This is a genomic window from Flavobacterium azizsancarii, assembly GCF_027980145.1.
GTDB lineage: Bacteria > Bacteroidota > Bacteroidia > Flavobacteriales > Flavobacteriaceae > Flavobacterium > Flavobacterium azizsancarii.
In genome coordinates, this window is record NZ_JAMZNK010000027.1 from 13,987 (window position 1) to 30,648 (window position 16,662).

Annotated in this window: 12 protein-coding genes; 9 read left to right on the plus strand and 3 right to left on the minus strand. The window is 34.6% G+C overall.

Translation table 11 applies throughout. The features are described from left to right. The 3 genes from NJT12_RS15510 to NJT12_RS15520 all read right to left on the minus strand — a co-directional run bounded on the left by NJT12_RS15510 (position 1) and on the right by NJT12_RS15520 (position 4,211). Positions 1-1,173 (minus strand): efflux RND transporter periplasmic adaptor subunit, encoded by a 1,173-nt coding sequence (locus tag NJT12_RS15510; RefSeq protein WP_271336828.1) that lies wholly within the window; start codon positions 1,171-1,173, stop codon positions 1-3. A gap of 975 nt (positions 1,174-2,148) precedes the next feature. After that, positions 2,149-3,534, minus strand: a complete 1,386-nt coding sequence (locus NJT12_RS15515; RefSeq protein WP_271336829.1) for a sensor histidine kinase — start codon at positions 3,532-3,534, stop codon at positions 2,149-2,151. After that, on the minus strand, positions 3,531-4,211 hold the full coding sequence (locus NJT12_RS15520; RefSeq protein WP_271336830.1) for a response regulator transcription factor: 681 nt from the start codon (positions 4,209-4,211) through the stop codon (positions 3,531-3,533). The genes NJT12_RS15515 and NJT12_RS15520 overlap by 4 nt, the downstream gene beginning before the upstream one ends. A gap of 331 nt (positions 4,212-4,542) precedes the next feature. Between NJT12_RS15520 and NJT12_RS15525 the strand changes: the two genes are divergently transcribed. The 9 genes from NJT12_RS15525 (at position 4,543) to NJT12_RS15565 (ending at position 16,491) form a co-directional block, all read left to right on the plus strand. After that, complete coding sequence (locus NJT12_RS15525) at positions 4,543-5,376, plus strand: universal stress protein (RefSeq protein ID WP_271336831.1); 834 nt, start codon at positions 4,543-4,545, stop codon at positions 5,374-5,376. Between the two features lie 75 nt (positions 5,377-5,451). Continuing rightward, positions 5,452-6,501 carry a beta-ketoacyl-ACP synthase III gene (locus NJT12_RS15530; protein WP_271336832.1) on the plus strand — a complete coding sequence of 350 codons (1,050 nt, stop codon included), beginning with the start codon at positions 5,452-5,454 and terminating at the stop codon, positions 6,499-6,501. Positions 6,502-6,555: 54 nt separating this feature from the next. After that, entirely contained in the window at positions 6,556-7,650 is a 1,095-nt protein-coding gene (locus NJT12_RS15535) for a sensor histidine kinase (protein WP_271336833.1), read from the plus strand. A gap of 4 nt (positions 7,651-7,654) precedes the next feature. Continuing rightward, the gene (locus NJT12_RS15540) at positions 7,655-8,410 is read left to right on the plus strand and encodes a LytR/AlgR family response regulator transcription factor (protein ID WP_271336835.1); all 756 of its coding nucleotides are present in this window, start codon (positions 7,655-7,657) and stop codon (positions 8,408-8,410) included. Between the two features lie 172 nt (positions 8,411-8,582). Beyond that, positions 8,583-9,653, plus strand: a complete 1,071-nt coding sequence (locus NJT12_RS15545) for a hypothetical protein (RefSeq protein WP_271336836.1) — start codon at positions 8,583-8,585, stop codon at positions 9,651-9,653. A gap of 170 nt (positions 9,654-9,823) precedes the next feature. Next, a complete protein-coding gene (locus NJT12_RS15550) occupies positions 9,824-10,963 on the plus strand; it encodes an efflux RND transporter periplasmic adaptor subunit (protein WP_271336837.1) in 1,140 nt (379 codons plus the stop codon). 32 nt (positions 10,964-10,995) lie between these two features. Continuing rightward, a complete protein-coding gene (locus NJT12_RS15555) occupies positions 10,996-14,151 on the plus strand; it encodes an efflux RND transporter permease subunit (protein WP_271336838.1) in 3,156 nt (1,051 codons plus the stop codon). Then, positions 14,151-15,560 carry an efflux transporter outer membrane subunit gene (locus NJT12_RS15560; protein ID WP_271336839.1) on the plus strand — a complete coding sequence of 470 codons (1,410 nt, stop codon included), beginning with the start codon at positions 14,151-14,153 and terminating at the stop codon, positions 15,558-15,560. Before NJT12_RS15555 ends, NJT12_RS15560 begins: the two co-directional genes overlap by 1 nt. Before the next feature lie 154 nt (positions 15,561-15,714). After that, positions 15,715-16,491: a carbonic anhydrase family protein gene (locus NJT12_RS15565; RefSeq protein ID WP_271336840.1), complete on the plus strand. Its 777-nt coding sequence runs from the start codon at positions 15,715-15,717 to the stop codon at positions 16,489-16,491. Positions 16,492-16,662 lie beyond the last annotated feature (171 nt).

A 16,662-nucleotide genomic window follows, 5' to 3' on the forward strand; every position in this document is an offset into this window, starting at 1 on the left:
CTATTTCGCTTCCAGCAGATAAAAAGCACCTTCGCTTATGATGGTTTCATTTGGTTGTAATCCGGATAAGATTGCTATTTTTCCTTTGTCAGAAATTCCTGTTTCGACATAACGTCTCATATATTTTCCTTTTGCAATCTGAACAAAAACAAAGCTTTTGTCATTAAACTGTAATACAGCTTTAGCAGGAACAAAGAGCGTATTCACGGGTGTGTCGATAAATTTTACGGTTACATACATTCCCGGTTTCAGGGTGTGATCATTATTAATACATTCGATTAAAACCTGTACGCTTCGGGTAGCTTCGTCCACAATTTCTTCTACATGGTATACCTTTCCTGTAATTTTTTTATTAGGGTAAGAAGCGACCTGAATTTCTGCACCATCTAATTCGTGAATAAAACGGATGTCTTTTTCTTTAACCTGACCCACAACCCAAACTTTTTTTAAATTGGCGACTTTAGCTTTCGGGGCATCATCATCTTTTATGTATTGTCCCATTACGACTTCATTTGTTATAATTTCTCCGGCAATAGGAGAGGTGATTACAAGTGATTGACCAAAAACAAGTTTATCGATATTGACTCCAAATATTTTTAAGCTTGCTATCGCATTTTGATATTCTTTTTCACTCACCTCAAAATTTGTTTCTGCTTCTTCAAGATCTTTTTGAGAACCAACACCATTGGTCTTTAAATCCTGTTGGCGTTTTAATGAAAGTTTAGCAATTTGATAAGCAGATTTTGACTGAAAAAAGTTTTTTTGAGCATCAATAAAATCGGGGGAAACCATCTCAAAAAGAGGCGTTCCGGGTTGTGTTTTTATTCCCAGTTTTAAATAAATTTTTGTAACCCTGCCGGAAAATGGAGGCGCGATTTCGGCATAAGAATTTGGAATTGCTTTTACTGTTCCGGCTGTTATTAATTCTAATTGAAAGGGTTCGTTTTTAACAGTTTCTAGTTTTATTTTAGGAGCAATTATCGAGGTTACAGGAATAGTAATGGTATCTTTTTGTAAAGAAAAATTTTCAGTTCCTTTTGTTTCCGTTTTGTTGCCACAAGCTGTAAAAGCGGTTGCAGTAATTAAGATTAATAAAATTTTTTGGTATCCAAATTTTAGATTTTGGATTTTTGTTCTCTGTATTCTACAGCTGGTTTTTCTTTTATTTGTCATAATAGTATTGATTTAAATAATATGTTCTGCGATTGTTGTTATTAGGCAATAACAAGACTATATCTTATAAAATGCTGAGGTACAAGTCTCATTAAGGATTGAATTTTGTGGTTTTTTCTGCTAATATTTAATCAGCATTTCGTTTGTGGAGGAATTTAAAAAAAGGATTTCGACATGATTTTTTTTGGTTTTAATTCGCTGCTGCGAAAAAGTCAATGACATGTCTGCAGAAGTGAAATTTATATTTTTTGTTTACCGGGAAGAGGAGGGATATCCATTTTTTTAATTTTTTGTTTCGTAAAATATTTTCCGTTTATGATGGTGCAAAAATAGAACAAGCCCCGAAGAGGAGCCATTAGAGATGTTTTAGAAAAAAATTAGAATTTTATTAGAGACCGATATAATCCATTCAGAAATTTCCGATACGTTTAAAGTAAATTGGAATAATAGTAATGTTTATGTTTTTAAGTTATTGATTCCAAAGTCCCGGCGGGACAATATGTTTATAGCATTTTTTTGCCCATTTAAAGTGTTAGGGAATATATATATATATATATGATAATGTGCGGAATTTGTGGTAAAAAAAATGGCAACAATTCTTTTGATCAATGGAGAAAAAAATATCTAACAGGTTTTAGAAACCTGTTAGCATAGCGTAATAAATATTACAGAATAAATTCGTGAAAATTCGAGGAATTTGTGGCTAAAAAAATGAAAACAATTCTTTTGACCAATGGAGAAAAAAATACCTAACAGGTTTTAGAAACCAGTTAGGATATTGTAATAATATAACAGAATAAATTAGTGAAAATTCGAGGAATTCGTGGCTAAAAAAATGAGAAATAATTCTTTTGATTAATGCAGAAAAAATACCTAACAGGTTTCTAAAACCTGTTAGGATAGCGTAATAAATACCACAGAATAATTAGTGAAAATTCGAGGAATTCGTGGCTAAAAAAACAAAAAAAAAGAGTTTTATACGATGGTATTATTGATACCATGATAAAGTTCAACCGTAAATATGGTTCCTAATTTTTTATCTGATGCAACAGAAATGTTTCCATGATGCAGAAAGATGATTTTTTGGGTCAGTGATAATCCAATGCCATTTCCGTCAGCATAGATTCTATTTAATCCTCTGTAGAATGGCCTGAAAATATGTTTTAAATCCTCTTCCAGTATACCAATACCATTATCGATAAATTGCAAAATAATTTTCTCTTTTTTTAATGATACTATAACTTTACTCTGTTTGTTTTCTGAGAATTTACAGCCATTTTCAAACAAGTTGACAAAAGCGACTTTTAGCAGATATTCATTCCCATTAATTGTAATTTGATCATCGTCTTCAAAATCCTCTTCAAAATGTATTGTGATGGTATAATTTGCATTTGACTTTTGAACTTGTTGTCTGGCATCTAACAAAATTTCGTCGACACGAACTTGTTTGAATGCAATCTCCGAAGGATCATAATTAGCTTTGGCAAAATCAAGTAAACCATTCGACAATTTTGCGAGTTTTTTAGCATCTTGCAAAGTGTTAAGAATAGCAACTTTATATTCTTCATTATTGCGTTCCTTGTTAGTCGATAGTTCCAGTTCTGTAATAATTGCAGAAAGCGGCGTGCGCAATTCGTGAGAAATATTAGAAACAAATTGTTTTTGCGAATCAAAAGAGTTTTCTAATCGATTCAGCATTTTATTAAAAGTAGTTGCCAGTTCAGAAATCTCGTCTTTGCTTTCGTTGGTATACAATCGTAAATCAAGATTTGTAGCCGAAATAGTTTTTGCTTTATCCGTCATTCTCACAATAGGTTCAAATGTTTTTTTAGAAAAAAACCAACCTGCAATATAGAGAAATAAAATAGAGATAATAAAAACAATAATACAGGTTTTGAGCAAGTTATGTAGTTTTATGTATCCAAAACCATCGTAAGCTGCTGCTGTTACCACATATTCTTTGCCCTGAAATTTATATTTCATGCCTATAACCTGCCAATCATCCTGATAAAATTTGATTTCATTTTTCTGCTCGATTTCATCAATCATTGATTTTGTTTCCTTTACAACGTCAATATCAACAGCATCGTGGTATAATAACTGAAAAGAACTGGTATAAATTGCGACTTCAACTTCATTTAAGGTAGCGCGATTGTTTCTGTATATGTTTTGTAAAGTTTTGCTGTCTACTTTGGCATTAAAAAACAGATTCGCTTTAGTAATGGCTTCTTTTTTGAGTAAGGTGTAGAACTCTTTTTCTCTGTTTTTGTTAGCAGAAATCAGGATAATAGCAGCAAATATTAGTAAAATAGTAGCTGTTGTAAGTGTAAACAATATGGTTAATCGTGTTCTTATTTTCATTCCGCTTTCAAAATAAATCCCATTCCAGATCGGGTATGAATAAGTTTTTTGTCAAAATCTTTGTCGACTTTTTTTCTTAGGTAATTAATATATACGTCGATAAAATTTGTACCAGTATCAAAATGAGTGTCCCATACTTTTTCTGCAATTTCGGTTCGTGATAAAACACGATCAGAGTTTTGAAGCATATACTCTAAAAGTTTAAATTCTTTAGGAGTAAGATTTATTTCAGTATCGTTTCTCTTTACATTTTTGGTTTGCATATTCATTTCAAGATCGTCATATTTTAAAATGAATCCGGTATTGTTTACAGCACCATTCGTTCGTTTCAATAAAGCCCTGATGCGAACCAAAAGTTCACGCATTTCAAAAGGTTTGGTAAGATAATCATCTGCACCGGCATCAAAACCTTCTACTTTATCATCTGTAGTGCCTAGCGCAGTCAACATTATAATGGGTAAGTCCGGTTTTACCTGGCGTATTTCCCTGCACAAATCAAGACCATCAAGCTTTGGTAAAATAATATCAGTAATAACCAGATCATACGGATTATTAAGAATCAATTTTTTTCCGGAGACTCCGTCATAGGCCATCGTTGGAATAAAACCGTGCTCATTTAGTCCCCGTTGTATTAATTCAGCTACCCTTTGGTCGTCTTCTATTATTAAAATTTTCATCGATACAAAGTTATAATATTGAAAGTAGATTAGGGGAAAATTAATAAATAATAATATTTACCATCATAAAACATTATAAAATCAAATTTAATGGAATGCGTTGATTTTTATAATTTGACAACATTAAGACCTGTTTTTAAGATTTTTCAACTCAAATGAAGATTATAAAACACTATTCTCTTTTTTCAGACTTAGAAAGGATGTTCGGTATTATTTTCGGTAGCTTAAAACTACGGTTGAGCATTAAAAAATGATCTTACAGTACTTTTTATAAGAGACCGAAATTATTAATTAATCAATTTTACGAGAATAATTGCTTAATTGATACTTTATGACTTTAACTCCTACCATTATAGCAGCAACTAATTTTTCTGCTATTGCAAATAATGCGGTGAATTATGCTGCCGGACTTGCAAAAAGCGCAAATGCTAAACTTATACTTTTCAATTCCTTTTCGTTAAGTGTTCACAGTGCCAATTCGCAAATTACAGCCCACGGTCTGCAAAAGCAGCTGGATCAGGCTACAGAGAAGCTCAATGCTTTAGGAAAAGATCTTTCTGCACTTTTTAATATCGAAGTAAGCTGTGTTTGCAGTTATTCTTTTTTAGAAGATGAGCTTGCTGTTTTAATTGATACTACCAAAGCTGAACTTATTGTTATGGGTATGGCAGAACGCTCTTTTGAACAGGAGTTGCTGGGTAATTCAACTACGTCTGTGATAAAGAATTTGCATACACCGGTATTGGCTGTTCCTTTGAATGCCCGTTTTCAAAATATCAAAAAAATACTATATGCCTGCGACACTTTAAGCTTTTCTTCTATTAAAAGATTTAGCTGGTTAAGAGACATGGTTGGGAACATTGGAGCGGAGGTAGAATTTTTTAGTGTAAATGAAAAAATAGACGATCTAAAGCAGGAACAAGAGCGTTTATTATTGAATTCTACACTCGAAGAAGAGTTTCAAGAGGTCAAATACCTGTATAAGACGGTAAAATCGAATTCAGTCATTAATGAGATAAAGAAAGAAATTAACAATTATGATGCGGATATCTTAGTAATGGTGCCACAAAAATATGGTTTTTGGGATTCTTTGGTGCATAAAAGTAAAACTAGAATTATGGCTGCAGGTTTAAGCGTTCCATTGTTGTCTTTTCCAAATTTCTGACGTTATTTTGCAGTATCTTTTTTATTATATAAAAAACAGCAAAAAAAGAAAATCAAAATAACAAAAACAAAAACAATGAAGGCAACAATTACAGCTATAGGTGGCTTCGTACCAAGTTCTATACTTAGTAATGAGATGATTTCAAGAATGGTTGATACAACCGGAGAATGGATTGAAAAAAGAACCGGAATAAAGGAACGAAGAATAGCTACTGATGAAAATCTGTCTACTTCGGATCTTGCAAGTGCAGCAATTGAAAACTTATTAGATACATATGAAGTTGATCGTTTAGAAATAGATGGCTTAGTATTAGCTACTGCAACGCCTGATCATCTTCTTACCCCAACAGCCAGTAAAGTATGTGAAAAGAACGGATTTGCAAATGCATTTGGTTTCGACTTAAACGGTGCCTGCAGCGGATTTTTATATGCGTTGGAAATGGCGACTACAATGATCGAAAGCGGACGCTACAAAAAGGTTATCGTTGTGGGAGCAGATACAATGAGTTCTATCGTAGATTATGAAGATAGAAATACTTGTATTCTTTTTGGTGACGGAGCAGGAGCAGTTCTTTTAGAAAAAACAGAATCTGAATACGGGGTAATGAAAAGCATCCTGAGAACTGACGGTAGTGGTACATCATCACTATTAGTGCCTGCAGGCGGTTCTAAAGTACCATCCAGTATGCAAAGTATTTTGCATAGAGAGCATTTTATCAAACAAGAAGGTTCATTTGTATTTAAAAAAGCAGTTGAATCTATGACAAGCGTTTCACAAGATGCTTTGTTAAGTAATGGTTTAAGTGTAGAAGATGTTGACTGGGTTGTGCCACATCAGGCTAATCTTAGAATTATCAAGTCTGTAAGCGAGCATTTGAATATTAGTATTGAAAAGGTAAAAGTAAATATCGAAAAATACGGGAATACAACATCAGCAACTATTCCGTTATGTTTATGGGATTTTGCAGCTGATTTTAAGGAAGGTCAAAACGTATTGATTACTACTTTTGGAGCTGGATTTTCATGGGGAGCAACTTGTGTAAAATGGGGAGTTATGCGTGAACTTAAAGCTGTAAAAGAATCTAAAAATGACAACTTACTAGAGCACGATTTGATGTATCAATAGAAAAGCATTTTTGCCTTGATCATCTTAATTTACCAACTGTCATTATAGTAGCCTATGAATTCAAATACGCCAAATAAAACTGCTGGTAAGAATTTTTTCTATAAGTATTATAGAATTATAGTGATACCGGTTGTCTTTTTGCTCTATCTCTCCTCGTATTATTTTTTGAATCCTTATCAGGATTTTGAACAGAATACTTTGTTAGTTTTAGATTGGACAGTCGATATTTTTATAATTTTAATGTATTGCGCGGTACTTACGGAATTAAGTCTTTTTGTTGGCCGTAGTTTGAATCATTGGATAAGTTGGGATCAAAAGCCTATTTTCAGGGCCTTTGCACAATTTGTATGTCTTATTGTAGGGAATATTCTTTTAAATTATTTCTTTTCATGGTTGTGGCATTTTTTCTATTCCTGGACACCACTAAAAGAGAGTGAACTTGTACAAATATGGCAGTCAAATTTAATGGCTGCTATATTGTCTCTTTTTATAAGCTTTATCCACACCAGTATATTTTTACTTAATCGTTGGCGCGTTACTTCTGAAGAAGCCGCTGAATTAAAAATTCAGGCCTCTCAATTACAGCAAGCTGTAATGCGCTCAGAATTAGATTCTTTGAAGTTGCAGCTTGATCCGCATTTTGTATTTAATAATTTCAGCACCCTGACAGAATTAATTCATGAAGACCAGCAATCAGCAGCTTCATTTCTCGAGAATATTACACGGGTTTACCGTTATATGATTTCAAATCTTGATAAGGATACCATTACCGTAAGGGAAGAAATAGAATTTTTGAATGCATATTTTTATCTTCTAAAAAAGCGTCTTGGCGAAAAGGTAGAATTGAAACTACAAGTAGATATGGGATGTTTAGATTTTCATTTGCCGCCTTTAACATTGCAATTGCTGGTAGAAAATGCTGTAAAACACAATAGTGCAACATTGTCAAATCCACTTATTATTGCGATTTATTCAGATGTTGGAGATCTTGTTGTTCGTAATAATTTGCAATCAACATCCGGAAAAAGCTTTGTTTCTACTGGAGTTGGTAATAAAAATATAGAGTTTAGATATAAAATTTTATTCGACAGAATGCCTGTTTTTTCTGAGTCCAATGGTTTTTATTGTGTACGTCTGCCCTTAATATAATACTATGAAAATTTTAATTGTAGAAGATGAAAGTATCAACGCCAACCGTCTTAAAAGACTGTTGGAAGAACTAGAGCCTGAGTGCGAGATCTTAGGAATAATAGATACTGTTCACGAAACAGTAAAATGGCTGAACAGCAATGAAATGCCGGATTTAATCACAATGGATATCAGGCTGGCAGATGGTATAAGCTTTTCGATTTTTGAAGAAACAAAGATCAGCTGTCCTGTAATATTTACTACAGCGTATGACGAGTATGCGGTAAGGGCTTTTAAGGTAAACAGTATTGATTATTTGATGAAACCAATCGAGAAAAATGAACTCGAACAGGCACTTACCAAATTTAAATCTTTAGCAAAAGTTAAAAATGATACTGATGATATTGCCGGAATATTAAAAGGTTTCATGAATAAACCTTCTTTTAGATTGCGTTTTTTAGTAACCTATCGTGATGGTTATAAAAGCGTTGATGTTGCAGATATTGATTTTGTATATTCAGAATTTAAAACCTCGCACCTTTTTCTGAAAAATGAAACCATAATACCAATTCCTCAAACCATGGAGGAACTTGAAGAAGAACTTGATCCCGATGTTTTTTTTCGAGCCAACAGACAATTTTTTATTCGCGCCGAAAGCATAAAATCAATTGCCAATTATTTTAATGCCAAACTTAAAATTCAGCTTCAGGCAGATCCCGAGCGCGAGGTTATTATAAGCAGAGAAAAAGCCCCTTTTTTTAAGCAATGGATGGATCGCTAAAACAGTGATTAAAATTCATTTTAGAAGACGTAACCTACTATTGGGTTCATATAATCGCTGTTTGGGTAAGACTTACCTGAATTTACAGATACACTCGTTTTAATTTTGTTGTTATATCATTTTCTGACCTAATGTTTATTGTTCAGGATTGATTGCATCAAAATTATTAATAATGAAATACTCCGTCAGGACATTTTTAAGACTTAAACAGTGCTTGCAATTTATTGCGCTTTGGGTCACTGCTTTTTTTTTCTATGTCTTTATCAGCTATAGCATAATCGATGATTCTTATTTTCTAAATCAACAGCTTACTACGGCAGATTTTTTAGTATCAGAACTTTCCAGAGCTTTATCGACAGGAGTATTCATGGGGTTTGTTTTTTATCTTTTACAAGAATATATCTATCCTCGTTTTTTTCATGGTTACGGTATTCTGATGGCCAGTTTACTCCAAAGTCTCTTGTTTATAATGGTCTGTTATATTGTATTTATAATTGTTCTTCAGCTTAGTAAAGTGCATTATATCAGAATCAATAATTTAATTGCATTACGGTTTAATGCAAAGTGGCTCACATGTTTTACCATTTATTGTTTGATAGTTCACCTCTTCATTACACTGGTACAGGCTTTTCGCCAAAGGTTAGGCGGTAATTACTGTAAAAGTCTGCTGCACGGCAATTATATGAGTCCGGTTATAGAATATCGGATTTTTATGTTCCTCGATATGTATCCTTCAAGAACAATAGCAGAAGTTGAACATTATCAATACAGTCACTTATTGCAGGAATGTTTTATTGATTTATCCGAAATAGTGACAGAACAGAATGCAGAAGTATATCAATATGTTAATGATGGAGTAATCCTGACATGGAAAGTCAAACAAGGATTTGAAAGAAAGCAATGCATAGCCCTCTATACTATTTTTTCTTCCAGACTATTAGAAAAGAAAGATTTATATCAAAAGAAATTTGGTTTAGTTCCCAAATTCAAAGCTTCAATTAATGAGGGGCTTGTAACTGTTGCCGAAATAGGCCAGATAAAAACAGAAATTGCTTATCATGGTGATGTATTAAGTACGACAGCAAGTGTTCGTGATTTGTGCCGCGATCAGGGAAATCTTCTCATTACGCAGGCATTTTTTAAACAATTATCATTTTTGGAGCAGGATAACTTCACGGAGATTGAAACAACTGTTTTACGCGGCAAAAAAAGACCCGTTGTTATCTATAAATCCAACGGATAAAAAATATAATTCTACTTCTTAAATAGAGGCAAGTGTGCTGTTTTTCTCAGTTGTGCTATTGTTCGTTTCAGTATCAAAATAATACGTTTGGGTAAAGTTCCAAAAATTAAAAAGGCATTTGAGTTGTTATTTTGCCGTCAAATTCGATGTATTCATTAAAATGAAATAAAATGACAAAACAGTTTTTCCAGAATAATAAGACACTTAGCAATATGGTAGTTTTATTAATTATAATTAGCTTTTCTTCATGTGGCAAAAGCGGACCAGGCGCAGAAGCTTTTGCACCTCCAAAACCAGAAGTAGATTTTTTTCAGGCTGCAATCATTACAGGTGAAGTAGAAAAAAAATATCCGGGAATTATTGAAGGTTCAGTAAACGTTGACATCAAACCTCAGGTGTCAGGATATCTTGAAGCAATTTATGTAAAAGAGGGCGATTATGTCAACAAAGGGCAATCGTTGTTTAAAATCAAGGCAGATGTTTTTAAAGAGCAAGTAAACAACAGTCAGGCAGCTTATAAAAATGCCCTGGCAAATCTTGCAAATGCCAAGTTAGAAATCGAAAAGATCAAACCGCTTGTTGATGCAAAAGTATATTCTGACATGCAGCTAAAAACGGCACAGGCAAATTATGAAGCAGCATCTGCACAGGCAGCACAAGCAAAAGCAGCACTGGGATCATCACAGATCAATGCCGATTTTTCTTTGATAAAAGCTCCCGTAAGCGGTTATATCAGCAGAATTCCTAATCGCGTAGGTAATCTTGTTACGCCAACAGATCCTGTTCCGTTGACTATTCTTTCTGAGATTAATACTGTATTTGTTTATTTCTCATTAAGTGAAGCCGATTATCTGTCTTTCTTAAAAGACTCAAAATCAAACCAAACAGTTAGTCTGATTCTGGCTGACGATAGTGTATACGAGCATCAGGGAAAATTAGAAGTTGCGAGTGGTAATATTGATCGTACGACAGGAACCATAGCTTTAAAAGCCATTTTTCCAAACCCTAAAAAACAATTGCGTTCAGGAGGTTCAGCGCGAGTAGTATTAAACAATAGTCTGAACTCAGTAATTACAGTTCCAATGGCAAGTGTAAAGGATATTCAGGACAAATTTTTTGTTTACGTTCTAAAAACGGGCAACAAAGTAGGGATGGTTCCTATTGAAATTGCCGGTAGCACCGGAACGGATTATTTTGTAAAAAGTGGTGTAAAATCAGGTGACAAGATCGCATTGAACAGTATTGATTTGCTGTACGATAATGTCGAAGTAGTTCCTAAAATTGCTGCGAAAGCACTCAGCAATAAATAATTTTTTGGTTTTAATATTAAATAACATTTTCCATGTTAAAAAAAATAATAGACAGGCCTGTATTGGCTACGGTTATCTCCATTGTTTTGGTGATATTAGGTATCATAGGTCTTACAAGATTATCGGTAACGAGGTTTCCTGATATTTCGCCGCCAACCGTAATGGTAAGTGGTTCTTATCCCGGAGGAAATAGTGAAACTGTTATTCGTTCTGTGGTAACACCTCTCGAGGAGCAGATTAATGGTGTTGAAAACATGCAGTATATAAAATCTACAGCCAGTAATGACGGATCTTTTTCGATCAGTGTCATTTTTAAACAAGGTGTAGATCCGGATCAGGCTGCGGTAAACGTTCAGAACAGAGTACAGCAAGCGACGCCAAAACTACCTCAGGAAGTTGTAAGAATGGGACTTACAACTTCGAAGCAGCAAAATAGTATGATTGTTGTTTTTAATCTTTATACAGATGACAACAATAAATACGATGAGTTGTTTTTGCAAAATTATGCCAATATCAATCTTGTTCCCCAAATTAAGCGTGTTCCCGGTGTAGGACAGGTACAAATTTTTGGACAGAAAGATTATGCAATGCGAGTATGGCTTGATCCTCGAAAAATGGCCAATGCCGGACTTGTACCTTTAGATGTAACGCAGGCAATTGCCAGTCAAAGTTTAGAGTCAGCTCCGGGAAAACTGGGCGAAGAATCAAAAGCAGCATTAGAGTACGTTATCCGATATAAAGGAAAGAAAAACAAACCGGAACAATATGAAAACATTGTTGTTAAAAACGATGGTAATAATATCTTAAGGCTTAAAGATGTTGCAAGAGTAGAGTTTGGTTCTATTTCATACAGTGGAGATAATAAATCCAGCGGTAAAAATGCCGTAACAATGGCAATCTTACAAACATCAGGTTCGAATGCAAATGATATCGAGATAGGTATTAATCAGGAAGTAGAAAGATTGTCTAAATCTTTTCCTCCCGGTATCAAGTACGTTAACGTAATGAGTACCAAAGAGCGGCTTGATGAAGCCACGGGACAGGTAAAATCTACTTTGATGGAAGCATTCGTTCTGGTTTTTATAGTAGTTTTTATTTTCCTTCAGGACATTCGATCTACAATTATTCCGGCAATTGCAGTTCCTGTTGCTATTATAGGAACATTTTTCTTCCTGCTCGTATTTGGATTTACCATAAATATCCTAACGCTTTTTGCCTTGGTACTTGCCATTGGGATTGTCGTCGATGATGCTATTGTGGTCGTCGAAGCTGTGCACAGTAAAATGGAAGAAGATTCCGGTCTTACTGCTAAAGAGGCGACTCATAGCGCGATGACAGAAATTACGGGAGCAGTTATCTCGATAACCTTAGTAATGTCAGCTGTATTTATTCCAATTGGTTTTATGACAGGATCATCAGGTATTTTCTATAAGCAATTTGCCTATACACTTGCGATTGCAATTATTATTTCGGCAGTAAATGCACTTACCCTTACGCCGGCATTATGTGCGCTTTTGCTAAAGAACAATCATAATGGAGAACATAAAGACAATAGTCATAAAACAGGATTTAAAGAACGTTTTTTTATAGGTTTTAATACAAGCTTCAATAACTTAACAGGAAAGTATATCAAAGGAGTTCGTTTTCTAATTGGCAGAAAATGGCTTGCAGGAGGATTAGTTGTAGGAATCAGTGCGATTGCTATCATGATGATGATATCTACTCCTAAAAGTTTTGTACCTCTTGAAGATGATGGTTTTATGATTTACAGTTTATCGATGCCACCTGGTACAGCATTAGATCGTACTACAGAAGTGGTAAAGAAAATGGAGAAAGAACTTTCTACAGTAGAAGCAATTGCGAACAATACCAGTATTACAGGTTTTAACATTTTGAGTAATAGTGCCAGTACTGCCTACGGATTAGGATTTATAAAATTAAAACCTAAAAAAGAAAGAGGAGAAGTAAAGGATATCGAAACGATCCTGAATAACGTAAGCGGTAAATTATCGAAGATAAAAGAAGGTTCTATAATGGTGCTTAGAATGCCTCCCGTTGAAGGATTTGGTGTTACAAGTGGAGCAGAAATAGTGCTTCAGGATAGAACAGCACGTGATCCGGCAACATTAAAAGCGATGGCTGATAAAGTAATAGGGCAAATAATGCAACAGCCCGGAGTGGAATATGCTTATACGACTTTCAGGGCAGATTATCCGCAGTTTGAACTTGAAGTAGATGAGGAAAAAGCGAGCCAAATGGGAATCAATGTTCGAGATCTCCTGAATAATATTCAGACTTATTTTGCCGGAGACCAGTCAGCAGATTTTTCAAGATTTGGAAAATTTTACAGAGTAAATGTTAAGGCCGATGGTGTTTTTAGAACTGATCAGGATGCCTTTAACGAAATCTTTGTTCGTAATGCCAAAATGGAAATGGTTCCTGTAAAATCCCTGGTAAAACTTCGTAAAGTTTACGGACCGGAATCTGTTAATCGTTATAATCTTTATAATTCGGTTAATATTACGGCGGTAGCATTACCGGGATTTAGTAACGGACAAATTATGGGAAATCTTGAAACGGTTCTGGATAAACTTCCATCTGATTACAGCTACGAATGGACAGGATTGAGTCTTGAAGAAAAAGCAGGAGGAAACCAGACTATTGCCATTTTTGGATTATGTCTTCTTTTTGTGTTCTTTTTACTGGCAGCCCAGTACGAAAGTTATTTATTGCCGCTTGCAGTTTTACTTTCTATCCCAACCGGAATATTAGGTGCTTTTGCAGGAGTCAAAGCGGTGGGACTTGACAATAATATTTATGTTCAGGTAGGATTAATCATGCTTGTAGGTCTTCTGGCAAAGAACGCCATTCTTATTGTAGAGTTTGCCCTTCAGAGGCGTAACGCCGGTTTGTCAATAACCGAAGCCGCCATAGAAGGAGCAAAGTCAAGATTAAGACCTATTATAATGACATCCCTGGCATTTATTGCAGGTATGATTCCTTTGATGTTTGCCTCTGGAGGTACAGCAATTGGAAACAGATCTATTAGTGTAAGTGCTGCTATTGGAATGTTTAGCGGAGTAGTTTTGGGAGTTTTTGTAATTCCGTTACTTTTTATACTCTTCCAATATCTACAAGAAAAAGTATCCGGTAAAAAGAGTGTAATTCAACCTATAAAAGAAGAATAATGAGAGTACTATTTAAAATTGGAGTTTCTTTATTTACGGGTGTTTTGCTAACATCATGTGTGGTAGGGAAAAAATATGCTCGCACAGATTTAAATGCACCTGAAAAATATCGTGAAGAAGTCGCATTAACCGGAGATACAGTTTTGCATCCCTGGAAAAGTTATTATAAAGATCCGCTACTGGTTGATTTGATCGAAAAAGCCCTCGTTAAAAACAACGAGGTGCTTATCGCCATGAAAAGTATGGAACAGCTTGATCTTACTTACAAACAGGCAAAATTATCGTTATTGCCAACGCTTGATTTTGATGCAGGTGCGAGCCGTAGTTATCAGTCTAAAAATTCGCTTAATGGTTCTTTGAGTGCACAATTTATTGGCAAGGATTATATGGACGATTACAGTGCAAATCTTAGATTATCCTGGGAAGCTGATATATGGGGAAAAGCGGCCATGCAAAAAAGAGATGCCAAAGCAGGTTATTTTGCTCAGAAAGAAAATCTTTCGGCCCTAAAAACAAGAATTATAGTGCAGGTTGCCCAATCTTATTATAACCTTTTAGGATTAGACGAACAGCTTAAAATAGCGCAGAAAAATATTGATTTGAGTAATAATACTTTAAGTATGATGCAAATGCAATATAAATCCGGTATGATAAGTTCATTGGCAGTTTACCAAACGGAGGCACAAAAGAAAACAGCGGAATTGTTGGTTCCTTTAGCAAAGGCAAATATAGCGGTTCAGGAAAATGCATTGCAAATTTTATGTGGTGAATATCCTAACAGTATTACACGAACAGGAAATCTTGATGTAGCAGAATTTGCTGTTGCTTTGCCGTCAGGAATTCCCGTATCACTTTTAAGCCGAAGACCAGATGTCAAGGCTGCTGAGTATGCCGTTATGTCTGCCAATGCTAAAACAGGTTTGGCAAAAGCAACCATGTATCCAACGTTGAGTCTTAGTCCATCTATTGGAGTGAATTCTTTTGAATTTGATACCTGGTTTAATTTCCCGGGTTCAGTAACAAAAACCATTGCGGCAAATTTGGTACAGCCTATCTTTAAAAAACGTGCTTTAAAAACAGCTTATGAAATTGCTGTTTTAGAACAAGAGAAAGCCGTTGTTCAGTTTAAACAATCATTTATTGTAGCTGTAGGAGAAGTTTCAGACGCGATGTCAAGATTAAAAAATGCTGATGAACGTATAGAACTTGCTACAGAAAAATCAGTTTCATTAGATAAGGCAACCAGCGATGCCAATTTACTTTATAAGAGCGGAATGGTAACTTATCTGGATGTTATTGTAGCACAAAATGGTGCTTTGCAAAATGATCTTGATGTTGTGACCATCAAATTAGAAAAATTGAATGCAGCAATAAATTTATATCGTGCTTTAGGCGGCGGGGTAGAGTAAGCTTACTATTTTAGAAAAAAATCCATCATCTGTTTTTTATAGGTGATGGATTTTTATGGGTTGTAATTAGTGAAAAAGCAGTTGACGGGGATACTTTTCACTATTTAAAAGTGAATTAATACCAAAACCATTATTTAATTTTAATGATTATCTCATGAAAAAAAGTGTAGTTATCTTTTCTTTATTTTTTATTATTGGCTGCCAAAACTATCATTCTGCAGTAGGGAGTCAGGAAAAGACAAATGAAATCATGTCGATTGACAAGAAAAATATTATTTCTTCAGATATCTTAACGTCTGAACAACAGGCAAAACTCACTCCCATTGAAGTATTGGAACGATTAAAAAGCGGTAACAAAGCTTTTGTTGAAGATAATCTTACGATTCGTAATACTACAAAAAGAGTCAGGAAAGCATCTTTAGGGCAGTATCCAAAAGCGGTAATTCTTTCTTGTCTGGATTCTCGCGTTCCTGTCGAAGATGTTTTTCATAGTGGTATCGGAAATCTATTTGTTGCCAGAGTAGCAGGAAATATCGTAAACGATGATATTTTAGGAAGTCTGGAATATGCGTGCAAAGTTTCAGGAGCAAAAGTAGTTTTAGTTTTGGGCCATGAATATTGCGGTGCTATCAAATCTGCTATAAGTAATGTCAAGTTAGGTAATATAACTACTTTGCTGGATAAAATACAACCTGCAGTTAAAGAAGCAAGTTTGAATTTTAAAGGTGAAAAAACAGCTTCGAACGAAGCGTTCGTAGAAGCGGTATGTGATGCAAATGTTTTATTAGATATCGATCAAATTCGTGAGAGAAGCAGTATTCTAAAGGAAATGGAACAAAAAGGCGAAATATTATTAGTTGGCGCTGTTTACAATATGCAAACAGGAGAAGTACAGTTTTTTGATGCTGATAAAACTGTTCATAGAAGGTAAAGCTATAAACGAATGATTATTTTTATGAATGTCAAGCCATTATAAATTTAAAAAGAGTTTTAAAAACCCAGTCTGTGAATACTAGTATAAAAAAAACACGAATTTCACTAATTAGCACAAATTGTAAGTGGTTAATTTAGTTTGTGAAATTTGGGTTCAAAATTGTTCTCT